Origin of the sequence: Luteitalea sp. (assembly GCF_022842525.1) — a bacterium.
Lineage (GTDB): Bacteria > Acidobacteriota > Vicinamibacteria > Vicinamibacterales > Vicinamibacteraceae > Luteitalea.
On record NZ_JALHPM010000009.1, the window covers coordinates 50,112 to 74,373 of the forward strand.

General features: G+C 69.3%; 15 protein-coding genes. 14 read left to right on the plus strand and 1 reads right to left on the minus strand.

The window, feature by feature from the left end:
• Nucleotides 1-39 precede the first annotated feature (39 nt).
• From Q0C41_RS03580 to Q0C41_RS03635, 12 genes are all read left to right on the plus strand, one after another.
• Entirely contained in the window at nt 40-1,353 is a 1,314-nt protein-coding gene (locus tag Q0C41_RS03580) for an NADH:flavin oxidoreductase (protein WP_291981081.1), read from the plus strand.
• A gap of 89 nt (nt 1,354-1,442) precedes the next feature.
• The gene (locus Q0C41_RS03585; protein WP_291981082.1) at nt 1,443-2,828 is read left to right on the plus strand and encodes a c-type cytochrome; all 1,386 of its coding nucleotides are present in this window, start codon (nt 1,443-1,445) and stop codon (nt 2,826-2,828) included.
• Nucleotides 2,829-2,849: 21 nt separating this feature from the next.
• Nucleotides 2,850-3,803: a polysaccharide deacetylase family protein gene (locus Q0C41_RS03590; protein WP_291981083.1), complete on the plus strand. Its 954-nt coding sequence runs from the start codon at nt 2,850-2,852 to the stop codon at nt 3,801-3,803.
• Nucleotides 3,804-4,060: 257 nt separating this feature from the next.
• Entirely contained in the window at nt 4,061-4,402 is a 342-nt protein-coding gene (locus Q0C41_RS03595) for a PadR family transcriptional regulator (RefSeq protein WP_291981084.1), read from the plus strand.
• Nucleotides 4,399-7,086: an ABC transporter permease gene (locus Q0C41_RS03600; RefSeq protein WP_291981085.1), complete on the plus strand. Its 2,688-nt coding sequence runs from the start codon at nt 4,399-4,401 to the stop codon at nt 7,084-7,086. Before Q0C41_RS03595 ends, Q0C41_RS03600 begins: the two co-directional genes overlap by 4 nt.
• A gap of 181 nt (nt 7,087-7,267) precedes the next feature.
• The gene (locus Q0C41_RS03605) at nt 7,268-11,659 is read left to right on the plus strand and encodes a choice-of-anchor D domain-containing protein (RefSeq protein ID WP_291981086.1); all 4,392 of its coding nucleotides are present in this window, start codon (nt 7,268-7,270) and stop codon (nt 11,657-11,659) included.
• 328 nt (nt 11,660-11,987) lie between these two features.
• Nucleotides 11,988-13,430: a Fe-S cluster assembly protein SufB gene (gene sufB / locus Q0C41_RS03610; RefSeq protein WP_291981087.1), complete on the plus strand. Its 1,443-nt coding sequence runs from the start codon at nt 11,988-11,990 to the stop codon at nt 13,428-13,430.
• 156 nt (nt 13,431-13,586) lie between these two features.
• A complete protein-coding gene (gene sufC / locus Q0C41_RS03615; RefSeq protein WP_291981088.1) occupies nt 13,587-14,342 on the plus strand; it encodes a Fe-S cluster assembly ATPase SufC in 756 nt (251 codons plus the stop codon).
• A 5-nt stretch (nt 14,343-14,347) separates the two neighbouring features.
• Nucleotides 14,348-15,646 carry a Fe-S cluster assembly protein SufD gene (gene sufD / locus Q0C41_RS03620; protein WP_291981089.1) on the plus strand — a complete coding sequence of 433 codons (1,299 nt, stop codon included), beginning with the start codon at nt 14,348-14,350 and terminating at the stop codon, nt 15,644-15,646.
• A 99-nt stretch (nt 15,647-15,745) separates the two neighbouring features.
• Entirely contained in the window at nt 15,746-16,963 is a 1,218-nt protein-coding gene (locus Q0C41_RS03625; RefSeq protein ID WP_291981090.1) for a cysteine desulfurase, read from the plus strand.
• Nucleotides 16,964-16,998: 35 nt separating this feature from the next.
• Nucleotides 16,999-17,439, plus strand: coding sequence for a Fe-S cluster assembly sulfur transfer protein SufU (gene sufU, locus Q0C41_RS03630; protein WP_291981091.1), 441 nt, complete (start codon nt 16,999-17,001; stop codon nt 17,437-17,439).
• A 26-nt stretch (nt 17,440-17,465) separates the two neighbouring features.
• Nucleotides 17,466-17,954, plus strand: coding sequence for a DUF59 domain-containing protein (locus Q0C41_RS03635; RefSeq protein ID WP_291981092.1), 489 nt, complete (start codon nt 17,466-17,468; stop codon nt 17,952-17,954).
• A 12-nt stretch (nt 17,955-17,966) separates the two neighbouring features.
• Here the strand turns inward: Q0C41_RS03635 and Q0C41_RS03640 are convergent, their stop codons facing one another.
• On the minus strand, nt 17,967-18,929 hold the full coding sequence (locus tag Q0C41_RS03640; RefSeq protein ID WP_291981093.1) for a hypothetical protein: 963 nt from the start codon (nt 18,927-18,929) through the stop codon (nt 17,967-17,969).
• 152 nt (nt 18,930-19,081) lie between these two features.
• On the opposite strand from Q0C41_RS03640, the gene Q0C41_RS03645 reads away from it, so the two are divergent.
• Together Q0C41_RS03645 and Q0C41_RS03650 are read left to right on the plus strand one after the other, a co-directional pair.
• On the plus strand, nt 19,082-20,518 hold the full coding sequence (locus tag Q0C41_RS03645; protein ID WP_291981094.1) for a hypothetical protein: 1,437 nt from the start codon (nt 19,082-19,084) through the stop codon (nt 20,516-20,518).
• Between the two features lie 27 nt (nt 20,519-20,545).
• A partial coding sequence (locus Q0C41_RS03650; RefSeq protein WP_291981095.1) for a DUF4011 domain-containing protein occupies nt 20,546-24,262 on the plus strand: 3,717 nt, incomplete at its 3' end.

Below are 24,262 nucleotides of genomic sequence, written 5' to 3' on the forward strand. Positions count from 1 at the left end.
CCGTCGACCTTCAGGTCGACGGACATCGCCGAGGCCCTCATGCCCACCGATCCGATCTTCGAGCCGCTCGCCTTCAGGCACCTCACGGTCAAGAACCGCGTCTTCCGGTCCAACGTGTCGGGGCGCTTCGACAACTACGATGGGTCGGGCAACCAGGCCCGCATCAACTGGGAGACGAAGTTCGCGCGGGGCGGCGTCGGCGCGATCATCTCGTCGTTCGTGCCGGTGACCATCCGCGGGCGCATCGTGCCCAACTACGCGACCATCGATCGCGACGAACGCGTCCCGTTCTGGCGCGCGCTCGGCCAGGCGGTGCACGAGCACGACTGCCGCTTCATCCTGCAGCTGTCACACGCCGGACGCCAGCGCGACGTCCCCGGCATCGAGTTCGCCCAGGCCTGGAGCTCCACCGATCGCGACGAGCCCCTGCATGGGTTCCCCTGCGTGGCGATGACGCGCGACCAGATTGCCGAGACGATCGCCGCGTTTGCTGCCGGAGCGCGCCGGGCTCGCGAGGCGGGCCTCGACGGCGTCGAGTTGCACGCCGCCAACGGCTACCTCTTCACGCAGTTCCTCAGCTCGGCCATCAACGACCGCACCGACGACTACGGGGGCCCGCTGCAGCAGCGCGCGCGCTTCCTCCTCGACGTGGTCGCCGCGATTCGCGCCGAGGTCGGCACCGACTTCCACCTGCAGGTCAAGATCAGCGCCGAGGACCACAACGACGCCCTCGACGATGACGAGAAGCCGGGCAACACGCTGGACGACACGGTGCAGGTGTGCCGGTGGCTCGACGACGCCGGCGTCGATGCCATCCACGTGTCGTCGGGGTCGTACTTCCCGCACCCGCGCAATCCGGCCGGCGACTTCCCCGTCGACGAACTCGTCAAGACCTACGACCAGTTGCTGTCGAGCGGCAGTCAGGCCCTGCGCAACTACCTGCTGTTCCGCTTCGAGCCGACGCAGCGGCTGTTCGAGCGACGCTGGGCCGAGGCGCGCGGCGACCGCATCGAGGGGCTGAACCTGCCCGCGGCGAAGGTCATCTCGGCCGCGGTCGGCGTGCCGGTGCTGTGCACGGGCGGATTCCAGACCGCCGAGGTCATCCGCGAGGCCATCCGCCAGCAGTTCTGCGATGCCGTGACCATCGCACGACCGCTCATCGCCAACAACGACCTCGTGCAGCAGTTCGCCGCCGGCATGGGCCGGCCGGCCCGCCCCTGCACCTACTGCAACCGCTGTCTCGTCAACGCCGTCGAGAATCCGCTCGGCTGCTACGACGAGACGCGCTACGACTCGCGCGAGGCGATGCTCGATCAGATCATGAGCGTCTTCTCCCCGGCGCCCTTCGTGTGACCGCCATGGCGCGACCCGCTGCTGCTCGCCGCGCGCCGATGGGAGGGACGCCTCGCCGAGGCGTCCGCCGGCTCCCCGGGATCGCACTGATGCTGACGCTCGCCGCGTCCGTCTGCCTGCGTGCCACCACACCCGCGCGCAACGACGCCGCCGCCTTCCCCGACATCGTCGATCACTTCAAGTACGGGTCGATTGGCGCCGAAGCGTCGTCTGGCCTGCCCTACTGGATCTGGAAGGTGCTGCCGGAGGTGTGCGAGGACGCGCTGCCGACGCGGCCAGGCAGCGGCTACGAGCGCATTGGCTTCCTCGATGACGGCGCCGGGCACGGACGCCCGATCGGCACCTCGTTTCGACCGGGCGACGGCGACCTGGTCGGACTCAACTGCGCCACGTGCCACGTCGGCACACTGCGTGAGACCGTCGACGCCCCCCGACGGGTCATCGTCGGCATGCCGGCCAATCAGATGGACCTGCAGGGCTACGGCCGGTTCCTGACGGCGTGCGCGCAGAGTCCGGCGTTCGAGACCGGGCGCCTCATCGACAGCATTCGCAGGGCGAACCCCGAGTTCGGGTTCTTCCAGCGGCTCGCCTACCGGCTGTTCGTGGTGCGCGCGGCGCGCAACGGCATTCTCGAGCGGGCGAAGGAGAACGCCTGGTTCGACGACCGTCCGCCGTTCGGGCCGGGCCGCGTCGACACCTTCAATCCCTACAAGGTGCTGCTGAGGCTGCCGCTCGACACCACCGTGGGGACCGTGGACCTGCCGTCGATCTGGAACCAGCGCCCGCGGCAAGGTCTCTGGCTCCACTGGGATGGCAACAACGACCGCGTCGAGGAGCGCAACAAGAGTGCCGCCATCGGCGCGGGCGCCACGCCGGCGTCACTCGACCTGCCCTCCATGCGGCGCATCGAGCACTGGCTGCTCGACTTCCCGGCGCCCGCCTATCCCGAGGCGCGCCTCGACCGATCGCGCGCCGCCGCCGGACGATCCGTCTACGCGTCGGCCTGCGCCAGCTGCCACGACATCGGCGCGGCGGGCATCGGCCAGGTCACCCCCATCGAGGAAATCGGCACCGACCGCGGACGGCTTGACTCGTTCACGCCAGCTCTGGCCACCGCGATGAACACCATCGGGAAGGGTCGGCCGTGGCAGTTCGCGCGCTTCCGCAAGACCGGGGGCTACGCCAACATGCCGCTCGACGGGCTGTGGCTGCGGGCGCCGTACCTGCACAACGGCTCGGTGCCCGACCTGCGGGCGCTGCTGTTCCCCGAGGAACGCCCGACGACGTTCATCCGGGCCTACGACGTCTACGACTGGGACCGCGTCGGCTTCGTCAGCCAGGGGGCCGCAGCCGAACGCGAAGGCGTCCGCTTCGACACCACGCAGCGCGGCAACGCCAACACGGGTCACACCTACGGCGTGACCCTGCCCTCGTCCGACAAGCTGGCGCTGCTGGAGTATCTCAAGACGCTGTGACGCTGTTCTAAGATGACGACCATGCGTCGATTCGTCCTGCTCCTCGTGGGCGCGCTGCTCGCCATCCTGCTGCTCACCACGACCCGTCCCGGCGCGCAGGCCCCGGCGGCCCGGCCGTCGCTGGCCGAGCGTCTCGGCTTCTCCGCCTCCGACATCGTCCTCATCGTCAATGCCGACGACGTGGGGATGAGCCACGGGACGAACATGGCGGTGAAGGACGGCATGGAGCGGGGCCTGATCACGAGCGGGACGATCATGGTGCCGACCCCGTGGTTCGAGGAGATCGCCGTGTACGCGACGGCGAACCCGACCAGGGACTTCGGGCTGCACCTGACCCACACGAGCGAGTGGAAGGTCTACAAGTGGGGCCCGGTCGCCAACAGGGCCGACGTCCCCGGGCTCGTGACCCCGCAGGGCTACCTCTGGCCGGACATCGGGCCGATCTACAAGAACGCGACGCCCGAACAGGCCGCGGTCGAGGCACGGGCCCAGGTGCGCAAGGCCCTGGAGCGGGGCATCGACGTCACGCATCTCGACTCCCACATGGGAGCGCTGCAGTACGACATGCGCTTTCACGCCGTGTATCGTGCCCTGGCCAAGGAGTTCGACCTGCCCATCCGCATGGGCAATCAGGACCTGCTGGCGAAGATGGGCGGCGGTCACCTGCGCGCCGAGCTCGACGCCGACGGCACGGTCTATCCCGACTATCTCATCCACCAGCAGCGCAAGCCGGGTGAAGCGGTGGACGTCTACTGGAAGCGGATGATCGCCGAGCTGAAGCCCGGAGTGACCGAGCTGTACATCCACCCGGCCGTCGCCGGCGAGGAGATGCAGCACATCACCAACAGCTGGCAGGAGCGCGACACCGAGTACCACCTCTTCACCGACGACGCGTCGGTGAAGGCCCTGATCGCCCAGCGCAACATCAAGCTCATCGGCTGGCGCGCCCTGCGCGACCTGCAGCGCAAACGATAAGCGCATCGACGCCCGGTGCGCGTCGACCTGAAGGTCGACGCCTACAGCCGTCGGCGGAGCCGCCGGGCGCCGAAGCGAGTCACGGCTGCACGGGGGCGCCATGCACTGGCGAGCTGCCGTTCATGACCGGAGCCCTCCGGGCACGGCGGTAGCGGTCGACCTTCAGGTCGACCGGCCTGGTCTGCCACGGAACTCCGTCCTCTCCTATTGCGTACCCATACGAGCGCCTCTAGTATGGCAATCCAATAGGAGACGACATGGCGAGCAAGACCGACGTCTGGCAGGGCACGCTGACTCTGATGATCCTGCGCACGCTCGATACGCTGGGGCCGCAACACGGCTACGGCATCGCACGGCGCATCGAGCAGATCAGCGGGGATCTGTTGTCGGTGAACTACGGCACCTTGCACCCGGCGCTCCTGAAGCTCGAGCAGGAAGGAACGATCGCGTCGGAGTGGGGACAGTCCGAGAACGGGCGTCGCGCGAAGTTCTATCGGCTGACACGCGGCGGCCGGGCCGAGATGGCGCGAGCGTCGCGCGACTGGGCGCAGACCACGGCGATCATGGCGCGCTTCCTCGCCGACGGCGGTGAGGCGTGAAACGCCTGCGCGCGGTGACCCGTCGCGTGGCAGGCCTCTTTCATCGGGAACGGCACGACGCGGAGTTGCGCGAGGAGCTCGAGAGCCTGGCGGCCCTGCAGCTGGACGACCAGCTGGCGGCGGGCATGGACCCGTCGGAGGCGCGTCGGCGCGTCATCGCCCGCACCGGCAGTGTCACGGCCGTGCAGGAGGCGGTGCGGGAGCAGCGCGGCTTCGGCTGGCTCGAGTCGGCATGGCGGGACGGGCGGATGGGATTGCGGTTGCTGCGCCGCAACCCGCTGTTCGCGATCACGGCGATCCTGTCGCTCGCCCTGGGCATCGGCGCGAATGCCGCCATCTTCTCGATCATCGACCACCTGCTGCTGCGCGCGCTGCCGGTGCGTCACGCCGATCGGCTGTACATGCTGGACGGCGGCAGCTGGACGTACCCCATCTGGGAGCAGGTGCAGCTGCGCGGCCGCGAGTTCGATGGCGCCGGCGCCTGGGCCAACGAGGAGATGACGGCGCGTGTGGGCGCCAGCAGCCGACGCGAGCAGGGCCTCTTCGTCAGCGGCGGCTTCTTCGAGCTGCTCGGCGTCGCGCCGGTCCTGGGCCGGACCATCGTCGCCGACGATGACCGTCGCGGCGGCGGGGCGAACGGCCCGGTGGCCGTGATCAGCGATGCGTACTGGGAACGCGCCTTCGGACGAGACCCGAACGTGCTCGGTCGCACAGTCGTCGTGGAACGCGTACCCTTCACGATCGTCGGGGTCACGCCACGACCGTTTTTCGGCCCCGAGGTCGGACGGTCGTTCAGTGTTGCCATTCCGTTCGGCACCGAGCCGCTGTTGCGCGGGTCGGGCTCGGCGCTCGACGAGCGCCGCAACTGGTGGATGAACATCCTGATCCGGCGGCGTGCGACGCAGGACGAGGCGCAGGTCCAGGCCGCCGTGGCGGCGATGACGCCGGCGGTGCGCGAGGCGACGCGCACGCCGGATCCCGACTACCTGAGCGAACCCCTGCGGGTCGTCACCGCCGAACAGGGGCGCTCGCCCCTGCGCGGCCAGTACCGCGACGCGCTCTTCGTGCTGATGGCGGCATCGGTGATCGTGCTGCTGGTCACGAGCGCCAACGTCGCGAACCTGCTGCTGGCCCGGGCGACGGCGCGGCGCGGCGAGATGAGCGTGAGGCTGGCCATCGGCGGCTCGCGCTGGCGGCTGGTCCGGCAACTGCTCGCCGAGAGCCTGGTCCTGTCGGTCCTCGGCGTCGCGGCCGGCCTCCTGGTGGCGGTGTTCACGGCGCGCGTGATCGTGGGCCAGCTCTCGACGAGCACGTCACCGGTGATGCTCGACGTGGCGCTGGACTGGCGGCTCGTGCTGTTCGCGACGGGGGTGGCGTGCGTCGTGACCCCGTTGTTCGCCATCCTGCCGGCCCTCAAGGCGACCCGCGTCGAGCCGGGCGCCGCCATGAAGGAACAGGCGCGGACCGTGGCCGGCGATGGCGGCCACGCGCTGGGCCAGTGGCTGGTGCTGGTGCAGATCGCCATGTCGCTGGCGCTGGTGGTGCTGGCGGGACTGCTGGTCGCCACCTTCACTCGCCTCGCGTCCAGGCCGCTCGGGCTCGAGAGCCGGCGCGTCGTGGTCGCCGAGGTGCGGATGCTGCCCGATGCGGTTCCACCCGAGGAGCGGGTTGCGCTCCTCGAACGGCTTCGCACCATCGTCGGCCAGGTGCCGGGGGTGGCCACCACCACGCTGACCACGAAGACGCCGGCGTCAGGAAGCGGGTGGAATTCGGCCATCGTGGACGTCGACGGGACCGACGTCGGCGGTGAGACCAGGCAGCGGATGGTCTGGGTGAGCGGCGTCAGCGACAGCTTCTTCGCCACCTACGCCATCGCGGTCCGCGCCGGCCGCGACCTGTCCGCCGCCGATACCTCCGACGCGCCGCCTGTCATGGTCGTCAACGAGGCCTTCGTGCGGCGCTTCCTGGGCGGGGGCCCCGCCGTCGGCCGCCGGGTGCGACAAGGCCTGCCCGACCGCCCCGACACGTGGTCCGCCTCTCGCGAGATCGTGGGAGTCGTCGCCGACACCGTCTATCGGCGGGATCTTCGCCGCGACTTCGAGCCGACCGTGTTCCTGCCGCTGGGGCAGCTCGAGGGTGCGCCGCGCGAGTCCATCACCATCGCGGCACGGTCGCAGGCTGCGAATGCCGCGACGCTGGTCGCGGCGGTCGCGCAGGCGGTGGATGCCGCAGACACGCGAATCACCGCACGCGTGGCCGCACACCAGGTGTACGTCCACAACGCGCTGACCCAGGAGCGTCTGATCGCCACGGTCGCCGGGCTGTTCGGTGGGCTCGCGCTGGTGCTCGCGGTCGTCGGGCTGTACGGCGTCACCGCGTACGCCGTGAGCCGGCGGCGCGCCGAGATCGGGGTCAGGCTCGCGCTGGGGGCCACGCCGGGGCGCGTCGTCCGACTCGTGCTGCAGCGCGTGGCGCTGCTCGTCGGGGCCGGCATCGTGGGGGGCCTCGTGCTGTCGCTGTGGGCGGGACGAGCCGTGCGCATCCTGCTGCACGGGCTCGAACCGAGTGATCCCCTGATCTTGGTTGGCGCCGCGGCCGTGCTGTTGGTGACGGGTGGCCTCGCGGGGCTCGTGCCGGCCTGGCGAGCCGCGCGCACCGACCCTGCCGCGGCGCTGCGGCCGTAGTGAGGCAGCACGGACAGTCGTGCCGATCGGCTCATGCGTGACCGGGAACCAGCCGATTGCTGGTGGTGGCAGGTGACGGACACCTGCCACCACTTCGTCCTCCGGAGCCCATCCCATGCATTGCCTCCCTCGCCCTGCCCAAAGGCAGTGGACTGGCCTGTCGGTTCTCGTGGCCCTTGTCGTGACTGTCGGCGCGGTACTGCACGCCTCCCCCGATCCCTCCAACAGCAGCCTGAGTGCCTCGTCACGCGCCATCGTCGCCGACGGCAGCAGCACCTCGACCATCACCGTCACGCTTCGCGATGCGGGCAACACGCCGCTGACCGCCGGTGGCAACACGGTGGTGGTCGCCAGCACGCTGGGGACGGTCTCCGGTGTCACCGACAACGGTGACGGCACCTATACCGCCACGCTCACCGCTGGCACCACGGTCGCCTCCGCCAAGGTGACGGCGACCGTCGACGGTACGCCGGTGACCACGCCGCTCTACGTCAACTTCACGACTCAGCTCGTGACGGGCACCCGTGTGGACGACGTCGGCACCTCCAACTCAATCGCCGCTGGTAACACGAGCCGCAACCTCGCGGTGGGCGCCGACGGGACGATCTACGCGGTGTTCCGCGGCTCGGATGGCATCCGCGTGGCCAGCAGCCGCAACCGTGGCGTGAGCTTCGGGGCGAGCGTCCAGGTCTCGACCGACAACCTCGAGGCCGAAGTGGCCGTGTCGACGACGGGCGTCGTCTACGTGACGTGGATCGCCGGCGGCGCCGTGGTCAGCCGCAGCTTCGACAACGGGGCCACCTGGTCGGCGCCGGTGACCGCCGGGCCCGCGGGCAGCTCGGTGCACATGGCGACCGACGCCAGCCGCGTCTATCTCGTGGAGCGGTCGGGGAACAACTTCTACTGGAGTGACGACAACGCCGCGACGTTCACGCGGGTGCAACTGAACGCGGGGGAGGTGTTCACCGACGTGCATGTGGACCCGCTCACCGGTCACGTCATCGTCCAGGTGGACAACCCGTCGGTGAAGTACCTCGTGAGCAGCGACGGCGGGCAGACGTTCTCCGGCAAGATTCAACCGTCGCCGGCGGGCAGCGTGTTCTACTCGGTCGGGGCCATCTCGAGCGGAAGTCTCGGGCGGTACCTGTTCGTGGCTGGCAACGGCTCCAACATGTACCGGGTCGACATGGGCGCGGCCAACGTCGCCGGCCTCACGACGACCGCCGTATCGCAGGTAATCGGCACCAACACCTCCAACCAGGGCCGCTCGCTGGCCGCGGATCGGTGCGGCAACATCGTCGTCGGCTACATCAGTGGCAGCGACGTGAAGTTCGACGTCAGCAACGACCTCGGCGGCGCCTACAACGCGCCCGTGACGGTGGCCGCGGCGACCGACGCCAACGTCTACATCAACCAGACCAACGGCGACATCCTGTTCCTCTACGAGAGTGGCGGGCATGTCAGCCTCAGCACCTACGCCGGACACCTCGGCAACTGCTACAGCCCGGAGGTGTCGGTCAGCACGGTCGCCTTCAGCGGCGCGCTCGTCGGGCAGACGAGCTCACCCCAGTCGGTGCGCATCACCAACGGCGGTGGCGTGCCGGTGCAGATCACCGGCATCACCGCGAATGGCGACTTCGCCGCCTCGACGAGCTGCGTCGGCACGCTGGCGGTGGGCGCCTCCTGCGAGATTCCCGTCACCTTCACCCCCACGGCCAACGGGACACGCACTGGCGACCTCGAGATCGACACGAACATCTTCGTGGAGCCGAGAGTCGTCACGCTGACGGGCGTCGGCCTGACCACGGCGCCTGTCGCGACGTTGGCGCCCACGGCCGTGAACTTCGGCACCGTGGCCCCCTCGGTGACCTCCGCCGCGCAGTCCGTCACGCTCTCCAACAGCGGCAACCAGGACCTGACGATCTCGTCCTTCACGATGAGCGGGCCCTTCGCGTTGTCGGCCAATACCTGCGGGGCGACCGTCGTGCCCATGGCGTCGTGCACGCTGTCGGTCACGGCCACTCCGGCGTCCACCGATGCCGCGACCGGCAGCCTCCGGCTCGTGTCCAACGCCAGCGGCGCGCCGCCGACGGTGCTGCTCGAAGTGAATGGCGTGCCGCCAACCGTCACCAACGCGACGCCGGTGGCCAATGACGACGCCTACACCGTCGATGAGGACGCCGTGCTGACGGTGGCCACGGGAAGCGGCGTGCTCGCCAACGACACCGACGCCGACAGCGACCCGTTGACGGCGGTCCTGGGCACCGGCCCTGTGCATGGCACCCTCGCGCTGAACGCCGACGGCAGCTTCATCTACACGCCCACCGCCAACTACAGCGGCAGCGACAGCTTCACGTACGTCGCCACCGACGGCACGGCCAGCAGCGCCGCCGCCACGGTCACCCTGACGGTGACGGCGGTCGACGACGCGCCGACGCTCGACCAGCCGGCGCCACTCACGGCCCGCTGGGACGCGGGCGCACAGACGGTCACGCTCACCGGTCTCACGGCCGGCGGCGGCGAGGCCGGCGCACTGACCGTGACCGCCACCAGCGGCACGCCGGCGACCGCCATCGCCAGCGCCGTCACGTACGGCGGCGGCTCGACGGCGACCTTCACGCTGACGCCGGTCGCGGGCCGTCAAGGCGTGGTGACCATCACGGTGGCCGTCAGCGACGGCACCACCACGACGACACGCACGTTCACGTTCACGGTGACGGCGCCGGCGTTCGCCGTCACGGGTGTCTATCCCGCGAGCGGACCGGACACGGGCGGCACCAACATCCGGATCACGGGCCTCGGCTTCCTCCAGTCGGCCACGGTCGTGGCCGGCGCGCAGTCGGCCGCCGTCGTAGCCCCCCAGGTCCTCATCGGTGGCGTGCCCGCCGTCGCGGCTGTGGTGGAGTCCGGCACGGTGATCAGCGCCCTCACGCCGGCGCTGCCCCCGGGCACGCCGCTCGACGTCCAGGTGATCGTGCCCGCAGGCACGGGCACCCTGTCGGGCGCCTTCACGCCGTACTCGCGCCCGGCCCCGCCCGCGCCGCCGACCGAGCCGACCGACCCGGGCACGCCGCCCCCTGATCCGACCAACCCCGGTGACCCGACCGCCCCGACGACCGACACCGATGGCGACGGCATCCCCGACGTGTGGGAGGAGTTCTACGGCACCGACCCGAACGACGCCAGCGACGCGGCTGCGGACCCGGATGGTGACGGCAAGACGAACCGGGAAGAGTTCGACAGCAACACGCACCCGGACAGCCGTCTGGTCCGCTTCTTCGCCGAGGGCAACGCGCAGGCGCCCTTCCGCACGTGGGTGAACCTGTACAACCCCTCGCCCATCGAGGCCGCGATCAACATCACGTTCTATCTCGACGACGCCACCGTGGTGCACCACCTCGTGAAGGCCGCGGGCGGCTCCCGCACCACTGTCGACACGAGCGTGGTGGCCGGCCTCCGGAATCACGCGTTCGGGATGCGCGTGGATGCCGACGAGTCGGTGGTCGTCAACCGCACGATCACGTGGAACGAGCAGGGGGTCGGCGCCGCCGCCGAGCGCGGCGTGGAGCTGTCCTCGAGCTGGTACTTTGCCGAAGGCGCCACGCACGGACGTCTGCAGACGTTCGCCCTGTTGACCAACCCGGCCGATCAGCCGGCCACGGTCGAAATCGAGTACCTCGTGTCGGCCTCGGGCGCGCGAGTCAGCCGGACGCACGTGGTGCCCGCGCACGCGCGCTACACGGTGTGGGTCAACCAGGAGGGGCCGGAGCTGGTCGATCAGGGCTTCGGCATGGTGGTGCGCAGTTCGCACCCCATCGTGGCCGAGCGCGCCACCTACATCACCGACGGCGGTCTGTTCGAGGCCGGCGAGACGTCGGTGGGCGCGCCCGCCGCGGGCCAGGACTGGTACTTCGCGGAAGGCGTGACCGGCCCGGTGTTCGGCACCTTCCTGCTGCTCGCCAACCCGACCGCCACGGCCGCCGACGTGCAGGTCCGCTACCTGCCGGAGGCCGGCGCCGAGGTGGTGACGACGCACACGGTGGGTCCGTACAGCCGTGTCACCGTTCCCGTGAGCGACGAAGCCGCATGGGAGACCGGCATGGGCGTGGGCATGCATGTCCACGTCACCAACGGCGTCGACATCGTCGCCGAGCGCGCCATGTGGTGGTCCACGGACACCAACGCGGCGACCTGGGAAGAAGGGCATGGCAGCGCCGGCAGTACCGCGCCGCACACTGCCTTCGCCATCGGCGACGGCGTGGCGGGTGGGCCGCAGGGGGCGAGCACCTACCTGCTGCTGGCCAACCCCGGTACCAGCCCGGCGGTCGTCCGCGTGACGCTGGTCTTCGAGGACGGGACGGCGCCGGCGTCGAGCACCCTGACCATCCCGGCCGGGCGGCGGGTGACGGTGGACGCGGCGACGGACTTCCCGGTCGCCGACGGCAAGCGCTTCAGCGCGACGGTGCAGAGCGAGAACAGCGTGCCGTTCGTGGCCGAGCAGTCCATCTACTGGACGTTCGGGACCGGCACGTGGCGCAGTGGCGTGAGCCTGCCGGCCACGCGACTCCCGTAGGGGACGCGGCGGCTTCGACACTCGGGCAACATGGGGCGCCTCCCACACGGGAGGCGCCCTTTTTGTTGTGTCGCCAGTCGCCCCAAAGCGAACACCAGGCGAAATACGACCAAAATGCGACTCGTCTCATTTTCTCGGATCTAACCCGTTGCGTTTCAACGAGTTAGATCTGAATCCTCTTGATATGGGACCGCTTCAGTCGTATATTGAAACGGTTCGACGCCCGTCGCCGACGCGCCCCGTCCACCGGGTGCATCGTCGAGCCGCCGAGCAGCGTCCGACACATTCCGGGAAGGGGCTCTTCGAAGCCGACCCAGAAGGAACTCCGATGAGTACGTCCACCGACACGATCGAGCAGCTCGCCACGCAGGAATACAAGTACGGATTCACCACCGACGTCGAGGCCGACCAGCTCCCGCCGGGGCTGGACGAGCAGACGGTGCGGGCCATCTCGCTCCGGAAGCAGGAACCGGAGTGGATGCTCGACTGGCGCCTGAAGGCCTTCCGGGCCTGGCAGAAGATGGCGTACCCGACGTGGTCCAACGTGCACTACCCGCCGGTGGACTTCCAGGCCATCAGCTACTACTCCGCGCCGAAGCCGAAGAAGGTGCTGAACAGCCTCGACGAAGTGGATCCCGAGGTGCGGGCCACGTTCGACAAGCTCGGCATTCCGCTGGCCGAGCAGATGGCGCTGGCCGGCGTGGCCGTCGACGCCGTGTTCGACAGCGTCTCGGTGGCCACGACCTTCAAGGAGAAGCTGGGCAGCCTGGGCATCATCTTCTGCTCCTTCTCCGAGGCGGTGCGTGAGCATCCGGAGCTGATCCGCAAGTACATCGGCTCGGTCGTGCCGCACACCGACAACTTCTATGCGGCGCTGAACTCGGCGGTCTTCAGCGACGGCTCCTTCGTCTACGTGCCGAAGGGCGTCCGCTGCCCGATGGAGCTGTCGACCTACTTCCGCATCAACGCGAAGGGCACCGGCCAGTTCGAGCGCACGCTCATCGTCGCCGACGAGGGGGCGTTCGTGAGCTATCTCGAAGGCTGCACGGCGCCGATGCGCGACGAGCATCAGCTGCACGCCGCCGTCGTCGAGCTCGTGGCGCTGGACAACGCGACGATCAAGTACTCGACGGTCCAGAACTGGTACCCGGGCGACAAGGACGGCAAGGGCGGCATCTACAACTTCGTGACCAAGCGTGGCAAGGCGATGACCAACGCCAAGATCACGTGGACGCAGGTGGAGACCGGCTCGGCGATCACCTGGAAGTACCCCAGCTGCATCCTGCAGGGCGACAACTCGGTCGGCGAGTTCTACTCGGTGGCGGTCACCAACAACCGCCAGCAGGCCGACACGGGCACCAAGATGGTGCACCTCGGCAAGAACACGAAGAGCACCATCGTCAGCAAGGGCATCTCGGCGGGCAAGGGCCAGAACACCTACCGTGGCCTGGTGAAGATTGCCAAGGGCGCCGAGGGGTCGCGCAACTACTCGCAGTGCGACTCGCTGCTGATCGGCGATCGCTGCGGTGCGCACACCTTCCCGTACATCGAGGTGAAGAACACCACTTCGACGGTGGAGCACGAGGCGTCGACGTCGAAGATCGGTGAGGACCAGATCTTCTACTGCCGGCAGCGCGGGCTCTCGGCCGAGGACGCCGTCAACATCATCGTCAACGGCTTCTGCAAGGAAGTGTTCCGCGAGCTCCCGATGGAGTTCGCCGTCGAGGCCCAGAAGCTGCTCGGCATCTCTCTCGAAGGAAGCGTCGGCTAGCGCCTCCGCTTCACGACGGCCTTCGTCGTTCGGCCTTCGGCCTTCGGGACCGAACCGCCGCACGACTGGGCGAGTCACAGCATCGACAGCAGTGTTCTTTCGAAGGCCGAAGGCCGGGCACCCAATCGCCCGACCACGGCCGTCAGTGAAAACGATATGTTGCAGATCACGAACCTTCAGGCGCGCGTCGACGACAAGGAGATCCTCAAGGGGATCAGCCTCACGGTGAACCCCGGCGAGATCCACGCCATCATGGGCCCCAACGGCTCCGGCAAGAGCACGCTCGCCAGCGTGCTGGCCGGCCGTGACGCCTACGAGGTCACCGGGGGCGAGGTGCTGTTCGAGGGCAAGGATCTCCTCGACATGGACCCCGAGGAGCGGGCTCGCGAGGGCGTCTTCCTCGCGTTCCAGTATCCGGTCGAGATTCCCGGCGTCAACAACGGCTACTTCCTCAAGGCCGCGCTCAACGCCGTCCGGCAGCATCGCGGCCTGCCCGAGCTCGATGCCATGGACTTCGCACGCCACATGAAGGAGAAGATGAAGCTCCTGAAGATGGATCCGAGCTTCCTGCAGCGCTCGGTCAACGAGGGCTTCTCCGGTGGCGAGAAGAAGCGCAACGAGATCTTCCAGATGGCGATGCTCGAGCCGAAGCTGTGCGTGCTCGACGAGACCGACTCCGGTCTCGACATCGACGCCCTCCAGGTCGTGGCCCAGGGCGTCAACGCGCTGCGGAGCCCCGATCGCGCCGTGATCGTCGTCACGCACTACCAGCGCCTGCTCAACTACATCGTGCCGGACTTCGTGCACGTGCTCTCCGAGGGCCGCATCGTCAAGAGCGGCGGCAAGGAGCTGGCGCACGAACTCGAAGCCAAGGGGTACGGCTGGCTGGAAGGCGCCTCGGTCGGAGCGTAGTGACCATGTCGACGACTGCTGCCCAGGATTCCCTGCTCACCGGGTTCGACGAGTTCACCGCCGCGCGCACCAGCGATCCGGCGTGGCTGCGGACCAGCCGTGCCCGCGCCGCCGCGACGTTCCGCGACGAAGGCCTGCCGACGACCCGTCAGGAAGAGTGGCGCTACACGCCGCTGACCGGCATCACCGACGTGCCGGCCCAGCCCGTCGCCGCCGCCACCGGCACGCCGCCGGTCGACGGCTTCCTGTTCCGCGACTTCGACGGCCCGCAGCTGGTGTTCGTCAACGGTCACTACGCGCCGACGCAGTCGCGCCTGCACGCCCTGCCGGACGGCATTCGCGTCAGCTCGATTGCGGCGCTGCTCGACAGCGACCCGGAGACGCTCCAGCGCCATCTCGGCACGGCCATCCGGTTCAGGCAGCAGGGCTTCACCGCCCTCAACGACGCCTGGTTCGTCGATGGCGCGGCCATCGTCGTCGACGCCAACGCCGTGGTGACCGAGCCGATCCACCTGCTGTACTTCTCCACCGGCACCGGCTCGTCGTACCCGCGGACGCTGATCGTGGCGGGCGCCAACAGCCAGCTGTCGGTCGTGGAGAGCTTCGCGGGCACCGAGACGACGTACGTCACCAACGCCATCACCGAGGTCATCTCGGCCGAGGGCGCCCACGTCGATCACTACAAGGTGAACCGCGAGAGCCTGCAGGCCCACCACGTGTCCAGCACGCACCTGCTGCTGGCGCGCGCGTCGGTGTTCTCGACCCACAACATCTCGCTCGGCGGCCGACTGACGCGCAACGACATCAACGCGACGCTGGACGGCGAGGGCATCGAGTGCACGGTCAACGGGCTGTACCTGGCCGACGGTGACCGCCTGGTCGACAACCACACGGCGATCGACCACGCCAAGCCGCACTGCCACAGCTACGAGATCTACAAGGGCGTGCTCGACGGCCGCAGCCGCGGCGTCTTCAACGGCAAGATCTTCGTCCGCGAGGACGCACAGAAGACGGACGCCAAGCAGACCAACCAGGTGCTGCTGCTGTCCGACGACGCGACGATCGACACCAAGCCGCAGCTCGAGATCTACGCCGACGACGTCAAGTGCACGCACGGGGCCACGGTCGGTCAGTTGAGCGCGGAGTCGCTCTTCTACCTGCGCGCCCGCGGCATCGGCAAGGACGACGCCCGTGCCCTGCTGATCCACGCGTTCGCCGAGGACATCGTCGAGCGCATCCGGATCGACGGTGTGCGCCGGGCCCTGGAGCAGGTGCTCCTGGCGCGCCTGCCCATCAGGGAATAGCACGCAGGCGATGGGTAGGGCCCGCTCTCCGAGCGGGCCGTCAGGCCACGTGACGGACGGCTCGGAGAGCCGTCCCTACCCCATCGTGGCGAGGACCGAATGTTCGACGCCGACGCAGTCCGCCGCGAGTTCCCCATCCTGGACCAGCAGGTCCACGGCAAGCCCCTCGTCTATCTCGACAACGCCAACACCACGCAGAAGCCGCTGTCGGTGATCGAGACGCTGGATCACTACTACCGCGCCGACAACGCCAACATCCATCGCGCGACGCACCAGTTGAGCGAGCGGGCGACGAAGGCGTACGAGGGCGCGCGCGAGCGGATTGCGCGCTTCTTCAACGCGCGGGAGACGGCCGAGATCGTCTTCACGCGAGGCTGTACCGAGGCCATCAACCTGGTGGCCTACAGCTTCGCCCGCCCACGCCTCACGCCGGGCGACGAGATCCTCGTCACGCGGATGGAGCACCACTCCAACATCGTGCCGTGGCAGCTCGTGGCGCAGCAGACTGGCGCCGTGCTGCGCGTGGTGCCGATGGACGAGCACGGCGTGCTCGACATGGCCGAGTTCGCACGTCTGCTCGGCCCCCGGACGGCACTGGTGTCGGTGATCCACGTGTCGAATGCGCTCGGCACGGTCAACCCGGTGCGCGAGGTCATTCGCCTGGCGAAGGCACAGGGCGTGCCGGTGCTGCTCGATGGCGCCCAGGCCGCCCCGCACATGCCGGTGGACGTCCAGGAACTCGACTGCGACTTCTACGCCTGCTCGGCCCACAAGATGTATGGCCCGACGGGGATTGGCGCACTCTACGGCAAGCGCGCGCTGCTCGAGTCGATGCCGCCCTGGATGGGGGGGGGCGACATGATCGCGTCGGTGACCTTCGAGCACACCGAGTACAACGAGGTGCCGTACAAGTTCGAGGCCGGGACGCCGAACATCGCCGGCGTCATCGGGTTCGGCGCGGCCGTGGACTTCCTGTCGCGCTTCGACCTGCGCGAGGTGGCCGCGCACGAGCACGAGCTGCTGACGCACGCGACTGCGGCGCTCGGCGCCGTCGACGGCATCCGCCTCGTGGGGCAGGCCCCGGAACGGGCGGGCGTGGTCTCGTTCCTGGTCGGCGACGTCCATCCGCACGACGTCGGCACCTTCCTCGACCAGGACGGCGTGGCGGTGCGGACCGGCCAGCACTGTGCCCAGCCGGTGATGGACTTCTACGGCATCACGTCGACCGTGCGTGCCTCCTTCGGCCTCTACAACACGCACGCCGACGTCGACGCCCTCGTCGCCAGCGTCAGGCGTGTGCAGCAGTTCTTTGCGTGAAGAGCAGGTGCCGGACGCGTCCGGCACGGTGAGCCATGGATCTCCGAGACCTCTACCAGGAAGTCATCCTCGACCACAACAAGCGCCCGCGCAATTTCGGCGTGCTCGAAGGTGGCTCGCAGGCGGCAGGTCACAACCCGATGTGTGGCGACCGCGTCAGCGTGTACGTCCGCATGGAGGGCGGTCGCGTCGCCGAGGCCCGCTTCACCGGCAACGGCTGCGCCATCAGCAAGGCTTCGGCCTCGATGATGACCGAGGCGGTCACCGGGCACACCGCCGAGGAAGTGCGCGGCATGTTCTCGACCTTCCAGGAGATGGTCACGGGCAAGTGCGAGGCCGACGACGAGAAGGTCGGCAAGCTCGTGGTGCTGTCGGGCGTCTCCGAGTACCCGTCGCGCGTCAAGTGCGCCATGCTCGCGTGGCATGCGCTGCAGGCCGCCATCGAGGGCGCCAGCAAGACCGTCAGCACCGAGTGACACGTTCAATTTCCGAGGCTCCCCGAATGTTCTCTTTCCTGAAGTCGAAGTCCGAGCCCGAACCGGCTGCCGAGAACCCGCTGGCCGCGCCTGTCGATACGCCCGACGTGCCGCAGGCGCCGAGCCATGGGCTCGATGTCGGGGCGCTGCTCGAGCCTCCGGCCGCGCCAGCCGCCGCCGCGCAGATCGGTCCCCGGGACGAGGCGCGCACCACCGAGCTGACGCCAAAGGTGGTCGAGGCGATCAGCACGGTGTTCGATCCGGAGATCCCGGTGAACATCTACGAGCTCGGGCTGATCTACAAGATCGAGGCGGACGCGGACAGCCGCGTGAAGGTGGAGATGACGCTCACCTCGCCGGCCTGTCCGTCGGCGCAGCAGTTGCCGAGCGAGGTCCGCTACAAGGTGAAGGCCCTGGAGGGCGTCTCCGACGCCTTCGTCGAGGTGGTGTGGGAACCGGCCTGGACGAAGGACCTGATGTCGGAGGACGCCAAGATCGGGCTGGGGATGTTCTGAGGCAGGCGCGGGCTACTTGCTCGAGCTGGTGAACTTGACGACGACGCCCCCGACGAACGTCACTTCGGTGATGCTGTCGGGCGTCTCCCAGGTCTCCACGACCGAGTCGAGGTCCCCCTGCTTCGTGCTGCGGCGACGCGTCGGCGTGCCCAGCAACCCATGCACGTCGTCCGTGCTCATGCCGCGGCGGAGTGAGGTGGCTGCCGATTCGACGTCACGCAGGCGGGCCGGCCCGAGCGAGGTGCTGCCCGACTCCACGAGACGATTGCCGGGCGTGCCGCGCATGATCCCGGGCACCCCATCGCCGTTGCCGCCGCCGAAGTCGATGTACCGGGCCAGCGACAGCATCAGCTCCTCCGGCGTCGGCGCCCACTTCTCGAGCCGCTTGTCGGCGTACCAGATGTTGAAGCGCGACCCGCCGTCGAGACGCTTGACGGCCACCTCCCGCTGCTTGATCGCCGTCAGCGCCTCGGCCTCGCGCCGTGCCTCGCGCTCCTCCCGCTCGCGGTCGCGCCGCAGGTAGTCGAGCTCGCGGTCGATGGACCGCAGGCGCGCCGCGTCGGTGGTCCGCTTCCGCTCCTTCTCGAGGTCGGTCTCGCGCCGCGACTTGCCGACGTAGCTCGGCGAGACGTGGCCGCTGTCGTCCCCCCACGTGCCGTAGCCGCCACCGCCCAGGTGGATCTCGATGTTCTTCTTGTTGACCTTGATCGTCGTGATCATCACGCGATCGTCCTTGCGCAACGCCATGCCGTAGGCCTTGAGCCGACGGGCGTAGTCGCCGAACTCGATCTCCGGCTCGCGCTGCAGGTAGAGGTCCACGCCCTGATGCGACGCCGGCATGTCCATCAGGACGGTGACTTCGCGCCCCTCGAAGGCCTTCTCGAGAGCCGCCTGATGCTGGGCACCCGCGGGCACCGCCACGGCCAGAGAGAGCGACAGCGTGAGGAACAGGGAGAGGGTCAGGTTCGATCGCACGGTAGGGCTCCGGGGAGGACAGGGCTCAACCTAGCAGAACGATGGGACGGCGGCGGGGCGAACAGGGTCGGGACCCGGGAACCGGGAACCGGGAACCGGGAAACGGGAACCGGAAACCGGGAGTCGGGAGTCGGGGCGCCGTAAGATGGTCCATGGCTCCCTCACGCCGAGATCTGCTGGCGAGCGCCGGTGCCTTCGTGGCCGCAGCGGTCACCTGGCCCCGCCCCGGCGTCGCGCACGCGGCCGCGCAGACGCCCGCCGCGACCGGACGCATCGCTCCCTGGTCGGGCAATCCCTGGTACTGGGAGTACAAGGGCGCGCCGGTCCTGCTCCTGGGCGGCAGCAAGGACGACAACCTGTTCCAGATCCCCGATCTGGAGGCGCATCTCGACGAGATGCGGGCCGCGGGTGCCAACTACATCCGCAACACGATGAGCGACCGGCCTGACGGTGGCTTCGAGGTCTACCCCTTCGCACGCCTGGCCGATGGCTCCTGGGACCTGACGCAGTGGAACCCCGAGTACTGGACGCGCTTCGACCGGCTGCTGGCCCTCACCCGAGCCCGCGACATCATCGTGCAGATCGAGCTGTGGGACCGCTTCGACTACTTTCGCCACAACTGGACGCCGCATCCCTACAATCCCTCCAACACCCGCACCTACACCGCCGAGGCGACGGGACTCGCCCGCGACTACCCGAACCATCCGGGCACGAACGAGCAGCCCTTCTTCTACAGCACGCCGACGCAACGCCACATCGCGCCGCTGCTCGCCGTGCAGCAGCGCTTCGCCGACGCCGTGCTCGCCCGCACGCTGCCACAGCCGCACGTGCTCTACTGCATCGACAACGAGACCTCGGGTGACGAAGCGTGGGGGGCCTACTGGGCCGACTTCATCCGTACCCGCGCGGCCCGCGCCGGCGTGACCGCCCACGTGACCGAGATGTGGGACGACCACGATCTGAGGGGCTCGCAGCATCGACGCACCTTCGATCATCCCGATCGGTACACCTTCGTCGACGTGTCGCAGAACAACCACCAGAAGGGCCAGGCCCACTGGGACAACTTCCAGTGGGTGCGTCAGCACCTCGCCGCGCGTCCCCGTCCTCTCAACACGGTCAAGACCTACGGATCGGACGAGGGACCGTACGGCACCGACCTCGATGGGCTGCAACGCTGGTGGCGGCATCTCGTCGGCGGCGCCGCGGCCATGCGATTCCATCGACCCAAGTCGGGCCTCGGCCTGTCGCCCCGCGCCGTGAACGCCATTCGCGCCGCGCGCAAGCTGGAACGCGTCGTGGCGCCATGGACGCTGCTGCCGGCCAACGAGAAGCTCTCGAACCGCGCTCCCGACGCCGCCTATCTCGCCATGCGGCCGGACGGCGCCTGCGCCCTGTTCTTCCCCACGCCAGGGTCGGTGGGCCTCGATCTGACGGGAGTAGCCCGCCCCGTGCAGGCGCGCTGGATCTCGATCGACACCGGCGAGTGGGGCGCCACCATGACCTGGCCGGCCAGTACGCGCGTCGAGGTGACGACGCCGGGGCCGGGGCTGTGGGCCATCGTCGGCGCTCCTGCCGACGGCCGACCGTGATCAGCGCGACCCGGTAAGATCCGTCCCGTGTCGTCGCCTCCCGATTCCGTGCCGGCCGTCGTCGCCGCATCGCTCGAGACGTGGACGCGGCAACTGCTCGACCTCACGCGACGCAATCGCGCTCTGAACTTTCGCCCGCTCACGGTCTCGACCGTCCAGGTCGTCGGGCCGGATCCGGCCGAGATCCATCACCTGGTGTGCGAGGAGGAGCGCACGCTGACGTTCGCGCCGGCGCCCGAGCAGAATCTCGACGGGAGGCGATCTGACGATGTCGTGTTGCAGACGACGCTGACGGCGGAGCCTCTCGCCCACTCCTTGCGGCGCATCGAGGAACAGGCACGCCTGTCCATCGAGGAGCAGGGCGTCAACACGCTGTTCCTGGCGCTCGGTCTGTTGCACTACACCGAAGCCGAGGCCTCCGACGTCGTGTTCAGGGCCCCACTCGTCCTCCTGCCGGTGTCCCTCAAGCGGACCTCGGCGCGCGCCGCCTTCACGCTGGAGGCCGCAGACGACGAGCCGATGGTCAACCCGGCGCTGGCCGAGATGCTGTCGCGCGAGTACGGCCTCGCCCTGCCCGACCTGCCGGAGCCAGCGCCCGTGACTCCCGCGGACACCGGGAGCACCGCGCCGCGCACGCTGCAGTCGCTGTTCGTCGACGTGCAGACGCTGATCGACGCCCTGCCGGTCGCCAAGACCGGGCCGCCATGGAAGGTGACCAGCGAGGTGTTCCTCGGTCTGTTCTCCTTCCAGAAGCTGGTCATGTACAAGGACCTCGAGGCCAATGCCGCGGCCATCCGGGGCCATCGGCTCGTGCACCAGTTGATCACGCGACGCGGCGCCGTGAAGGGGGGCGGACTCGGGCTGCCCGACGACGTGCGGCAGGCACGACTGGACGAGGTGTATCCACCCGAACTCGGCGCGCACGTGGTGGACGCCGACGGCAGCCAGCAGCGCGCCCTGGCGGCGGTCGATCGCGGCTACGACCTCGTGGTCGAGGGTCCGCCGGGCACGGGCAAGTCGCAGACGATCACCAACGTCATCGCGCAGGCGTTGCACGCCGGCAAGAGTGTCCTCTTCGTCGCCGAGAAGATGGCCGCCCTCGACGTCGTCCATCAGCGGCTGCAGCAGGCGGGTCTGGGCGAGTTCTGTCTCGAGCTGCACTCGACGCGATCGAGCAAGCGCGAGGTGATCCGCAGCATCGCCTCCGCGCTGGACGCGTCACTGTTGCCGTCGCCGGTACCGGCGGGCGCCGGCGAGCGACTGCGAGAGGTGCGCACCACCCTGAGCGCGTACGTGACGGCGCTGCACGAGCCCTTCGCGGCGATGCAGGCCTCACCGTTCACGGCCTATGGCGAGCTCGCCCGCGTGCTCGACGCGCCGCACGTGGACTGGACTGGGGATGCCACCCAGGTGACCCGCCTGGCCCTCGAGCAGGCGCACTCGCACCTGCAGGCGCTGGCGAGTGCCGCCGAGGCCGCGGGCGACATCGCCACGCACCCGTGGCGCGACACGGGACGCACGTTCTATCCGCAGGACCAGCTCGACGCGGTGATCGCCGCAGCGACGTCGGTCGCACACAGGATCCCGGAGGTGCGGGCGGCCGCCATCGAGGCCACTCGGCTCCTCGGCCTGCCGCTGCTGGCGGCGCTGACCGATCTCGAGCGCGTGCGCGACGTGGTCGACCTGCTGCGTCGCTCGCCGGGCGCACCGATCGAACAGCTCGAGAGTCCGGAGTGGAACGCGGTGCCGCACGCGGCCACGGAGCTGATCGGCCGGGTGCGCGAGGTGCAACGCCTCGAGGCCGAGACCGGTCGACGCTTTCACGCCGACGCGCTGCAGGTCGATCACACCGCCGACATCGCCTACATCGAGGAGCGGTCGGGAGTCCTCGCGTCGCTCTTCTGGTGGCTCGACAGCCGGCAACGGGCGATCCGGACGCGATGGACGGCGATGCGCCAGCCTGGCTATGCGGCGTCGATCGTCGCGCAGGCACACGACCTCAAGGCTGTCGTCGCACTGCGCACCGCGCGCCAGACCCTGGACGACCTGCAGGCACAGGGAGCCCGACTGTTCGGCGGGGCGTGGCGTGGTGCCGCGTCGGATGTCGACGCGCTCGAGCGGCAAGCCGCATGGGTCGTGGCCTTCAGGAAGGTGTACCTGCGCGAGACGCTGCCGTCGCTCGCGCTCACGCTGGCCGCGGCCGGCCAGGCCGACCTCGGCCCCGCCGATCGGCTCGACCAGCGGGCGTCCGAGCTGCTCACGTGCGTCGAGCGTCTGGCCACCCTGCTGCAGTGGCGGGCCGATCGCCCCAGCCTCGCGAGTCTGCCAATCGAGCAGGTGCACGAGCGAGCCGCGGGTTTCGTGACCGACGCCGCGCGCGCTGCACGATGGGGCGCGTTCGCCGCAGCGCGTCAGGACGCGCTCGACACGCTGGCGGCATTCGCGGTCGATCTGGCCGACGCCGGCCGCCTCCGCTTCGCTGACCTGCCGCGCGCCGTGCCGCGGGCCTTCTGGTTCGCCTGGCTGGCCGCCTGCGTCGACGCCCGCCCCGCGCTCGCCCGGTTCCAGGCGCTGTCGCACGAGCAGCGCGTCCGCGAGTTCCGCGACCTCGACCGCCGCGTCCTCGAGGACAATCGCGCCCGCCTCGTCGCGTCCCTGCGTGCCCGGGTGCAGACCCGGCTGCACGAAGACGATGTCGACGCCGCGATGCCGGTGCTGCGCCGCGAGATGGCCAAGCAGCGCAACCATCGGCCCATCCGCGAGACGCTCGGGCTCGCCGCTGCCGCGGTGCGCGCCATCAAGCCCGTGTTCCTCATGAGTCCCCTCTCGGTGGCGCAGTTCACGAAGGGGGATCGGCCGACGTTCGATCTCGTGGTCTTCGACGAGGCCTCGCAGTTGCCGCCCGAAGACGCCGTCGGCGCCATCGTCCGCGGCGCGCAGCTCGTCGTCGTCGGCGATCCGAAACAGTTGCCGCCGACGAACTTCTTCACGGCCGCTCGCGACGACCTCGCGGCGGCCGACAGCGATGACGGTGTCGACGTGCCGGATGCCGAGAGCATCCTGGAGGCGTTCATGGGCTGCGGTGTGCCCATGAGCCGGCTCAAGTGGCACTACCGGAGCGCCCACGAGTCGCTGATCTCGTTCTCGAACGTCAGCTTCTACGATGGCGACCTGCTGACGTTCCCGAGCGTGGAGCCGATGTCGGAACGCCTCGGGCTGCGCTTCGAACTGGTGGCAGACGCCGTGTACGAAGGGAAGGGCCTCAACCTGATCGAAGCGCGTCGGGTCGCCGACGCCGTCGTCGCCTTCGCACGCGAGCAGGCGGTGGCCGAGCAGGCCGGCGCGAGGGCACTGACCCTGGGCGTCGGCACGTTCAATCTGCGGCAGCAGCTGGCCATCCAGGATCTGCTCGAGGAGCGGAGACGTGACGACCCGTCCCTGGAGCCGTTCTTCGATCGCAGTCGTCACGAGCCGTTCTTCGTCAAGAACCTGGAGAACATCCAGGGCGACGAGCGCGACGTGATCTTCCTGAGCGTCACGTACGCGAAGGGGCGTGACGGTCGGCTGCGCCAGCACTTCGGGCCCCTCAACGGCGACAACGGCTGGCGACGCCTGAACGTGCTGACGACGCGGGCGCGCCGGGCGATGCGGGTGTTCTCGTCGATGCGGGCCAGCGACATCCACGACGGCCAGTCGAAGGGCGGTCCCCTGTTGAAGGCGTTCCTGGAGTACGCCGAATCGGGT